The 2501-nt window shown below is 42.1% G+C and carries 2 protein-coding genes; both read right to left on the bottom strand.

The annotated features are described in order from the left end of the window. On the bottom strand, nt 1–1124 hold a 1124-nt coding region (locus tag RO21_RS12015; RefSeq protein ID WP_047978020.1), incomplete at its 3' end, for an SEL1-like repeat protein. A gap of 144 nt (nt 1125–1268) precedes the next feature. Then, on the bottom strand, nt 1269–2417 hold the full coding sequence (locus RO21_RS12010; RefSeq protein WP_047978019.1) for an SEL1-like repeat protein: 1149 nt from the start codon (nt 2415–2417) through the stop codon (nt 1269–1271). Between the last annotated feature and the right edge of the window lie 84 nt (nt 2418–2501).

The raw sequence follows: 2501 nt of genomic DNA, 5'->3' as shown, positions 1-2501 counted from the left end.
AAACCCGTTTCCCAATCTAAACCTACCTGTGCCGCCAGTTTCTTCACTAACGCCTCACTTGGTTTTTCCGGGCTTTCGCCCTCAAACCAACGCTGAAATGCTATCTTACCGTCCCACGCCGGTAACTCTGCCGGCGGTAACGGCACGATCTCGTCTAAATCCGGTACTTTAGGTTGTAGATGTTTATTATCAGATAAATATTTTTTTATCATTTTGTATCGTTCAGCTCGTTCCGGATCCGGCATCAATGCTAAATAGTCTATATGATCTTCTTTAATTCCAATACGGAAACTATTACTTAAAACATACGCTGCCGTAACATATCCCCCCTTTACCCCTTGATGATATGCAATAAGTGCATTTTTATAATCTTTATCATCTTGATACATTATTCCCAAATAATTAGAGGCTATACCATACCCTTGATCTCCCGAACATTTAAATAGTTTCTTCGTTAGCTCCCGCCTAAACGCCTCCGTTTCATCGTCATCTATCCCCCGTATATATTCACCCAACACATATTGCGCCTCCCGATTACCTAAATCCGCCGCTTTCCTTAAAAAACCAAACCGACTGCCGTCCGGCTCTTCCACCCCATAACGCTTTTCCAAATGCCCGAATAATTTATAATACGCTGTCGCTAACAAACTATCCGCCAATAACTTACTTAACTCACCTTCTTCCTCCAAATTACTTCTCCCATCATAACGAACGCGGTTTGTAGAAAGTAAATACTGCAAACGGATATTTGCCTTATAGTCCCCATTTGCCGCCGCTATCCGGTAATACACCGCCGCATTTAACCACGCCTCATCATTTTTCTTACCCGTCCACATATTGTGTAAATCCTGATATAACGCATACTCATACAACGCCTGCGTCTCTGCCGATAACGGCGGTCTCCTTTCGTGTTTACAGACAAAATCCAATGCGTCTTTAATTCTTTCTACCTTGTACATCGTTAATCTCCTCTCTTTTCTCTCTTGTGGCGCTGTACAATGGGCGGGGATCGCCGTACCTGTACCACCCAAATGAATCGGGTTGCAATCCAAGTAGCGTTTTAAGCTGAACAACCCTAATCCACATAATACGGCTATAGCCAAAAGACATTTGATAATTTTCATAACCTAATCCGATTTACTAATAACAGGCGACATACGGATAAATTCCCGTAAAGGCTAAATTGATATTTACAAGCGGGTTGATTTTGATAAAACTTTGCAAAAAACATACCGCACATTAAACCTAGCTTAATGTGCGGTATCCTACTATTTCTTCAACGGAAAACCCGTTTCCCAATCTAAACCCGCCTGTGCCGCCAATTTCTTCACTAATGCCTCACTCGGTTTTTCCGGGCTTTCGCCCTCAAACCAACGCTGAAACGCTATCTTACCGTCCCACGCCGGTAACTCTGCCGGCGGTAACGGTACGATCTCGTCTAAATCCGGTACTTTGGGTTGTAGATGCTCATTATGATAAAGGTAATCTTCTATCATTTCGTAACGTTTGGCTCTTTCAAGATCAGGAGCAAGCGCAAAATATTTCACCTCATTACTTTCATTATATTTGCCACTAAAACCTCCTGATAATAGAAACGCTGAATTATATTTTCCTCCTTTTATACCTTGATGATGGGCAAGAAGTGCATTCTTATAGTCTTTATCTTGCTGATACATAATTCCTAAATAATATGCAGCCACTCCATATCCCTGTTCACCTGAACATTTAAATAATTTCTTCGTTAGCTCCCGCCTAAACGCCTCCGTTTCATCGTCATCTATCCCCCGTATATATTCACCCAATACATATTGCGCCTCCCGATTACCTAAATCCGCCGCTTTCCTTAAAAATCCAAACCGACTGCCGTCCGGCTCTTCCACCCCGTACCGCTTTTCCAAATGCCCGAATAATTTATAATACGCTGTCGCTAACAAACTGTCCGCCAATAACTTACTTAACTCACCTTCTTCCTCCAAATTACTTCTCCCGTCATAACGAACTCGGTTCGTAGAAAGTAAATACTGCAAACGGATATTTGCCTTATAGTCCCCATTTGCCGCCGCTATCCGGTAATACACCGCCGCATTTAACCACACTTCATCATTTTTTTTACCCGTCCACATATTGTGTAAATCCTGATATAACGCATACTCATATAACGCCTGCGTCTCTGCCGATAACGGCGGTCTTCTTTCGTGTTTACAGACAAAATCCAATGCGTCTTTAATTCTTTCTACCTTATACATCGTTAATCTCCTCTCTTTTCTCTCTTGTGGCACTGTACAATGGGCGGGGATCGCCGTACCCGTGCCGCCCAAATGAATCGGGTTGCAATCCAAATAACGTTTTAAGCCCAATAAACCCAATACACCTAATACGATGATAATAAAAAGACATTTGATAATGTTAATGATCATGCAAAAATGCGCCAGGCTGATGCAGTAAGATCATCGAAAAGTGATCCACTGTATCTTTTGATAAACTCCTTGTTATTTAAACAG

This window comes from Muribacter muris, from assembly GCF_001038205.1.
GTDB classification, from domain to species: domain Bacteria; phylum Pseudomonadota; class Gammaproteobacteria; order Enterobacterales; family Pasteurellaceae; genus Muribacter; species Muribacter muris.
Note: the sequence above shows the minus strand (reverse complement) of the source record. Positions and strands in the feature narration are given on the sequence as shown.